A 7,469-nucleotide genomic window follows, 5' to 3' on the forward strand; every position below is an offset into this window, starting at 1 on the left:
ATATGGTGATTTAGGCGGATATGTCGAAAGTGAATAGAACCTAAGTCACTACGGGGAAAGATGGATTGGTGAGAGTGGAAAAGTCTAAGGAAGTTCTGAAGACAAAACCACGACCCGTATCTGTTAACACGCATATGTATATGATCAAGTAAGCGGAGGAGCCATAATTGATGGTGCAGCGATCCTAGGATTCGACAGATCTTCATCTATGGCTATTTCGATATTGGCGGTGAAGTAGAATTGCACGGCGTTACTTGGAAAAAGAGATATGATACAGAATTCAAGCAAAAGGTAAGAAGCGATTTTTGTCTTTATTCTTATGAAAATATTATCAACCACCCAAACCTAAAAGGACAAAAAATGGGTAAATGCGATAAACCACAAGAAAAATTCAAAGCTTATGTCTTGGAACGAGTTAAAAATGAATTGTATCGTGTGACTAGGGACTTGCCTCCTAGCTGAAATCCTAAGAAACGAAGTAGATATCTTCAAAGTCATATCATCCTCTTCCGAAAGAGATTTTGCCAGCCTTAACGATATGAAAACAGTATTTGCCATCTGCCTAAGTCCTAAAGATTTTGTTCTAGAGTTAAAAACTTCGTCCACGCAGAAGAGAACAAAGCCATTAAGAAAGTAAATGAATAGTTTAAATCTTTGTCTGTATACAAAGTAATATATTCAAAGTTAAAGTTTCCATTTGAAGAGGCAGAAAAAGTACGAGAAGCCATGTAAAGCCTTATGCGTTCGAAAATAAGCACAAAAAGCAGAGGCTGAATTTAAAATAGTCTATATTCTATTTTAAAGGGCGCGGAAAAGCCACCTTCTAAAAGGATGGTATAGTTGGCACAAAGAAACTTAAAAAATGCAATGTGGATCACCTCCAAAGTTCGCCGGTTGCGGAAGCCAAGCTCAACCGCATTGCAACTATTAGCAGGGTTACGGGCGGGATAAACTTTCTATGTCTCATTGGCGTAATAAGGGATGTTACAATTGGAGAAAGGATATTTTATTGGTTCTATGCATATTGGCTTTATTATACATTGTTTATATCTTTTATCAAAAAGGCTAAAAAGTTCCGCTTATGCTATCTAGCCATTGATTCTTTATTAGATTCTAAGGACATTAGCGACCAGGATTTGAATCAGAAGTACATTGAGATATTGAGGATTGCCCTAATCATACGACTGCTGACTATGAAGATTTTGTACTAAGCCATGTAGGCTTTCAAGGTAAAATAGTACTTGACAGTGACAATAATCAAATAGAACATATACGAAGTATATGGTGGCTTCTTGGGCTTTTAGAAAGTTAGTATTCATAGCTTTTATAGTCTTGTATTGTTTCTTTGAAGTAGGTGCTATAATGCCTTGTGGCTATTGATATCCTCCCGTCCTGAAGAATAGGGCTTTGTGCGGCATACGCTGGTAAAAGATCATCAAGGATGAGATGCGCCTCTTGTCTCTCATTTGCTTTTTAATGATGATTCAAACACAGTTCGAAAACTGTGTGGTGGTTTTTTCTTTGATTGCCAAAGCTAAAGCTATTGTTTCTGTGATGTGCATGTTAATATCCTTCCGATTAAATGCGTGGGATGGTGCATGAAAAACATGTAGGAAAAGCCACAATATTCGATTTGAATTTCGGGTCAGTTAAATCTTTGTTTGAAGAGGGGGATAATTTTGTGATGTCCAATTATTCTATAATAACTGCACTGATTTTGGGTGGGGTAGAGGGTCTAACAGAATTTATCCCTGTTTCTTCGACCGCGCATTTATTGATTATAAGTCATCTTCTAGGTGTTGAATCACCAGGAAGCAGTTTTACTGTTTTAGTGCAGTTAGGAGCTTTAGCCGCTTTATTGTACGTTTATTGTCGTAAGATCGTTTCGATTGTTCTTTTGCTTCCTTCTGATGTCTGTGCTCGTCGTTTTGTAATAAACGTACTCATTGGATTCCTGCCCGCAGCGATTTTTGGTTTTTTAGCATACGATTTTATTAAGTCTATACTATTCAAAGAGATGACGATTATGTGTGTTACCCTTATTATTGGTGGTTTCATATTATTGATAATTGATCGTATTAATTTTAAACCGAAACACTTTGAGATTAAGGATTATCCAGCATCTTTGGCAGTAAAGATAGGTTTATTTCAGTGTCTTGCCATGATTCCCGGAACGTCTCGTTCGGGAGCTACTATTATTGGTGCTTTGATGTTTGGTGCTGATAAGCGTTCGGCCACAGAGTTTTCCTTCTTTTTATCAATGCCGACAATTATTGGTGCTTGCGCTTTAGATTTTTATAAAAATCGTGCGGCTATCATGAATGATACAGGAATTTCAATTATTATTGGTTGCTTTTCTGCTTTTGTAACGGGACTAATCGTTGTACGGTTTTTATTGAACTTTATATCAAAGCGAGGGTATGCCCTGTTTGCTTTGTGGAGAATAATTTTTGGCGTTATAGGATTATTAATGGGAATTCTTTTTTAAAAAGAGAATCATATAAAGCAGAGTGCTTTAATAAGTGGAAAGTGATGCAGATTTCTTGCATGGATCTACTCCATAACCAGGAGCACATTTAATAGATTGCGTATCGTTAGTTCTTGGAGCTGTTAGAGATCCAGCAAGGATTATGATCATTGCATATAAAAATAGCGTTACAGGCTTTAACATGTAAACTAAGACCTTTCCAATAATATCTCTCTAGGAGAATATTAAGATGAAAATATATTGCTTTCGTTTAGAGATAATCTCGGCTGAGATCAATAGATAAATTTCATATTTTGGTAAATTAAAAAACATACTAAAAGCACCTTATCAATATAATATTTTTTGACCTTTATTTTTTCAAAACTATGAAGATTCTTATTGGAAAACTTGTTTGAAGAATGGTGATATTCAGGAAACATGTCTTTTAAAAAATAGATTTATGCTACGATGGTTTTTCGGATTATTATGAGCAGCGAGTTATAGGTATAATTTTTTCATGAAAAATATATGATATGTTATTTTTTGATTTAAATTCTTGGTATATGCCGTATCAAGTACATAAAATACGAAGAAGTTATAGATAAATATCAAAAGTATTCGTAATACCAGTGGTCATGGCAGATAATTTCGTTCACACTTGTAAAAATGCATTGATAAAAAGGAGATTGTTTTTCAGAATTTGTCAGATTTTTTTCTGGGAACAGAGGATATTTATATTCCACAAGGAGAGGGAATCGTTTGCAGGATAGAAATAAAAAGAGTTATAGGGATTCGACGAAAGTTTTGTAGGTGTAAAACAAGTAGAGAGCTGTTTAAAACTCTTATTCAAGACGAGGGATCTGACGTTTTTCTCGTTTTATTTTTGGGGTGAGAGAGGATTTTCTTCTTTTATTGATGGTTCCGATGTTTCTTAAAAACAGATAATCTTCGCTTATGAGGGGAAGCATCCAACAACAGAGAAGCCAATTGTTAGTTTAAGATAAGCAAAGCTGTTATGTTATTGAAATATAAGAATATTTTTGCCAGAGGCATCGGAATACAGGAATTATATTAATTTCATGGAAGTATTTTCTGGTAGAATGTTAGTATCTCATTGTAGGTTGATTTCACATTACTGCCAATATATAGTTTTATATTGTATTTAAGTGTTTTATTTAACTGTATATTATCATTATTTCCCCTTACCTTTTTTGTTAGGTTCGGGAACAATAAGGGAATCAGCAATACGTCTAGATGTCTTAATACCTAGATTTATACGGTCTGCTCCTTTGGTGTATGCTTTTGCCTGCGTTATGCTTTTCCATCCATATGTAGCCATTAAATCGTGTGAGGTCGCTCCTGATTCAACTGAAAGAATAGCAGAGAGTTTTCTAACGCCATGAGCGGATTTGTTAACTCCTGTCAGTTTAGATTTTCTTATAAACCAAAGGCTTAAACGCTGGGCTGTAGATATGAAAAATGTGTCTTTGCCTGTAGGTTTTGTTTCAAGAAGTTTCATGAGATGATCTGGAAGCTTAATGGTAATTATCGTTCCTGTTTTTTGGGTTTTTATGGAAAAGACGTTGCCCTTTAAATGCTGATGATCCGCTCTACGGGGCATCCGAGCATCTAAGCCTCGTATATAGTAAGAATTAAAAAACCAAACGGGGGAGGGGGAATGGTGTCATCTTGCCAATAGTTCCGAAATAAACTCATGTCTTCTCTTGTCCAAGATTTAAATCCATCAGTTTTTTATTTTGGCTTTTCTACTCCAATGCATGGGTTTACTTTTAAGTATTCGTGCTTAACCGCCCTATTAAACAAACCACGCATTGAATAAGGAAAGAAAAGTCTTACTACTTTATATCTTGTACATTGAGGAGACGCTGATCTTTTTCCCGTATCTTTTTCCAATAATCTTTGTGGGAAAGCGTTGATTTAAGATAGGACATATTTCTTGCCGCTGCTTCTGGAGATAGATCTTGTTGAGCGATAGTATAAGCCTCTTTAATGCGTCCTTGTAAACCAACAACGAGAGCAAGGTTTTGTCGCACACTGCTATTAGCGCCTTGCATTGCCGAGGCAATGCGCAAGTTCTCTTCAGACTTCTGTATATTTCCTTCTAAGAGATAGGACATTGCCATATTAGAAAGAATAGAAGGCTCGTTGGGAGCGAAATCTAAGGCATTGTTAAATTGTGTTCGTGCTTCATGGTATCTTCCCATCTGGGACAAAATAGATGCTTTAGCAGAAATCAGCTTCCAATCAGGCATATCAGGTGTCTGGGCACGTTCAATTGCAGCAAGGGCTTCTTCCAAATATCCAGCAGCAGCCAAAGCTTTGCCGTACTCTGAGAGTGTACTCCTATCATTTGGATTTTGTATGATGATCTGTTGCATAACGGCAAGTGCCTGCTTAGAACGACCTACTCTTCGTAAGACATCGGCATATGCAATGCCTACCTTTTTGTTTTTGGGATTTGATTGGTATTGATTCCCGATTTTATCTGCAACACCGAGCAGTTGTTCGTAACTCATGTTTTCTAATAATTCAACTTTATAAGCAGAAACATTAGAATATTTTAATGAAGAACAGCTTGTCCCGAGCATTAGAAAAGCCAGAATAGCTTTTAATTTGTTGATTTGTACGAAAGATAACAAAGAGGAATAAGATCTCTTCAAGATAGTCATTTTTTATCCTTGTCAAATTATTATATTACAAGCGCATAAATTATTGAAATATAAATCCCGCAAATAAACTGCGTACTGAAAATTCTAAAAGCCATTATATCTTTTTTATAGAAGGAAATCCCAATTCTAAACTTTTAACTGGTATATCTATACAATGGCGTAAAAATTTCTTGTGAACAAAAAAACATATCCGATATTGTAAATATTATGTTCTTCTGGAAAGAGAACTTCTCTATTGTCGCATATAATTTTCATCACGACAAGATTTTTAGATTCCTGATAGAAGATTTGATATTCTGCTATGGGGGAGGAAAGGGAGAAAATATACAGATATTATAGAATGGGTTTTAGGATTACGATTTTTAAAGACAATATTATATACAAGAAAATAGGGAATCCTTTATTTGATCCACCAGTATATCTGGGCAATTCAGACTCGTTTGATAGAGAAAATATCATCTTAAGATGTCATCGCACTGAAGAAAGATAGCAAAAGCTTTTCTTAGGTAAACATCAGAAGTGTTCTTTTGATAAGGAAAGTATTTCTTCGAATTGGCAATAAAATCTTTTAAAGCGAGAGCGATATATTTTCTAGGATGGATATTTTATGCTTTCTGAGGATTTTGCACAACAGAAAATTTTAATCCACTCCAGAAGGGAAAAGATGGGACTATTTTTATGTTGTTTGCTGTTAATGGAACGTTTTCTTCAATAGATTCGTTAATTTTATCTATGCGAGCGATAGCCAAAGCTCTGTGTTCTACAACGATTCCAAGTATCCCGATTGTCTTGTTTGCAGCGAGAATAGGAGATCCTTTAGGGGGTAAGAAGGAATTTCCTATTATCATGATTGAACGTTTTCGAATCATGTTACGGTGCTTCATTCGAGAAATAATTTCTTGTCCAATATAGCAACCTTTCGTAAAAGAAATTCCTTTGTTCATATCCATCAAAAGATCATAAGGAAGCACCGAAGATGAAGGATAGTCAATGTCAGGATCAACTATTCCATGATCGATCCTTAAGTTATAATATTCTTTCGGATCAATCGTGGAATCTATACTACATCCCTGTGTCCTCTGAAGCGACACGCCAGCTATTGAAAATCTTTCGTCAATGAAAGAAGGATTTTCCGAGAAATTATCTTGATTCCAAGATAAAGTCACGCCACTGATTTTTTGCGCTTCGAAAGTGACATTCGCTCGTAGTCTGTAGAGAAATAATTTTTTCATAAGCAAATCAGATTGATCGCTATCTATTTCCAAAACAAAAACATCTTCTTCAAGTTTACTGATTAAAAAGTAAAATAAAATTTTTCCTTGGGGTGAGAGTAGCGCGGTGCCACGTGCAATGCCAAAAGGCAAGGCATTTATTTTCGCAGGGATAATATTTTGTAGGAAAGATTGAGCAGAATTACCGCTAATTGTAATAAATGATCGATTTGGTAGATAAATAGAGGGCATTCAGAATCTCACACAAGATTGTAGTTAATATTTTTTTGTCATAACCTAAAATGAAGATAGACTTATAATCTCTCCTTTTTTACTGAAGATATTTTTAAAAAATATCTTTGCGCTGGAAGGGAAAATTTCAATCAAAACACTATATCCCCCCATACCAGCCATTATTTCCAGAGAAGTATCGAAAATGGTTCAGCACGATTCTATCGGCAACACACTAACCAAGAATCTAGAATTCAATAGCGATAATCCCTTCTTACAGGATATTATTCTGCCTAAAAGATAGATTGGGGATCATGAAAATCTAGGGATTATTCATTGAATAATGCGTTTAGGAGAAAATTCTCCTGCTAACATACGAGCCTTAAGGGAATTTAAGAGATTTTCCACTTTTTCTTCTCCGTGCATCCGAACTGTTTCGCGAATCGCTAAAATTATAGCAGCATTAGCGATAATTTCCGGTTCAATACCATCTGCCATACCATCAGCCCAGGCTTCATTTTGATACTCAATGGCAACTTGCATTTTTTCATGAAGGAGGATGGTGTCAATGTCTTGAGGATTATTTTCCATGATTCGCACACTTTCTATAATTTATACTCCTAGTTAACACACTATAACAGAGAAATCCCAACACAGCACATATCAAGGGCTAACAACTTTATTAACTTAGAATCATCCATTGTAATGAAGAAATTCTTATTCCATAGGATGTTTTGTAAGTGTTAAATAGTATAGAAATTGTATCTTAACAAGGTGAATTTATTCCTCCATGTAAGCACTTGATTTTACTTCAATTTCTAATCTTTCTCCTTGCCTTTATACTATGGTTCGGAGTTTGTGTCTATAGAA

The 7,469-nt window shown here is 35.4% G+C and carries 5 protein-coding genes; 1 reads left to right on the plus strand and 4 read right to left on the minus strand.

From position 1 onward, the window contains the following. The first annotated feature begins 1,684 nt into the window (after positions 1-1,684). The gene (locus H0G72_RS05235) at positions 1,685-2,488 is read left to right on the plus strand and encodes an undecaprenyl-diphosphate phosphatase (RefSeq protein WP_182017725.1); all 804 of its coding nucleotides are present in this window, start codon (positions 1,685-1,687) and stop codon (positions 2,486-2,488) included. Positions 2,489-3,659: 1,171 nt separating this feature from the next. Here H0G72_RS05235 and H0G72_RS05240 read toward each other — a convergent pair. The 4 genes from H0G72_RS05240 to H0G72_RS05255 all read right to left on the minus strand — a co-directional run bounded on the left by H0G72_RS05240 (position 3,660) and on the right by H0G72_RS05255 (position 7,190). Continuing rightward, the gene (locus H0G72_RS05240) at positions 3,660-4,088 is read right to left on the minus strand and encodes a hypothetical protein (protein WP_182017726.1); all 429 of its coding nucleotides are present in this window, start codon (positions 4,086-4,088) and stop codon (positions 3,660-3,662) included. 235 nt (positions 4,089-4,323) lie between these two features. Next, a complete protein-coding gene (locus tag H0G72_RS05245) occupies positions 4,324-5,157 on the minus strand; it encodes a tetratricopeptide repeat protein (protein ID WP_259345161.1) in 834 nt (277 codons plus the stop codon). Positions 5,158-5,762: 605 nt separating this feature from the next. Next, entirely contained in the window at positions 5,763-6,620 is an 858-nt protein-coding gene (gene ygfZ / locus H0G72_RS05250) for a CAF17-like 4Fe-4S cluster assembly/insertion protein YgfZ (protein WP_182017727.1), read from the minus strand. Positions 6,621-6,932: 312 nt separating this feature from the next. Further along, entirely contained in the window at positions 6,933-7,190 is a 258-nt protein-coding gene (locus H0G72_RS05255; protein WP_182017728.1) for a hypothetical protein, read from the minus strand. Positions 7,191-7,469: the final 279 nt, after the last annotated feature.

This window comes from Candidatus Liberibacter sp., from assembly GCF_014048425.1.
In the GTDB taxonomy this organism is placed as follows: domain Bacteria; phylum Pseudomonadota; class Alphaproteobacteria; order Rhizobiales; family Rhizobiaceae; genus Liberibacter.

Coding starts and splice junctions, on each gene's coding strand:
- H0G72_RS05235 (WP_182017725.1), top strand. CDS start 1,685: ATGTCCAATTATTCTATAATAACTGCACTGATTTTGGGTGGGGTAGAG.
- H0G72_RS05240 (WP_182017726.1), bottom strand. CDS start 4,088: ATGCCCCGTAGAGCGGATCATCAGCATTTAAAGGGCAACGTCTTTTCC.
- H0G72_RS05245 (WP_259345161.1), bottom strand. CDS start 5,157: ATGACTATCTTGAAGAGATCTTATTCCTCTTTGTTATCTTTCGTACAA.
- ygfZ (WP_182017727.1), bottom strand. CDS start 6,620: ATGCCCTCTATTTATCTACCAAATCGATCATTTATTACAATTAGCGGT.
- H0G72_RS05255 (WP_182017728.1), bottom strand. CDS start 7,190: ATGGAAAATAATCCTCAAGACATTGACACCATCCTCCTTCATGAAAAA.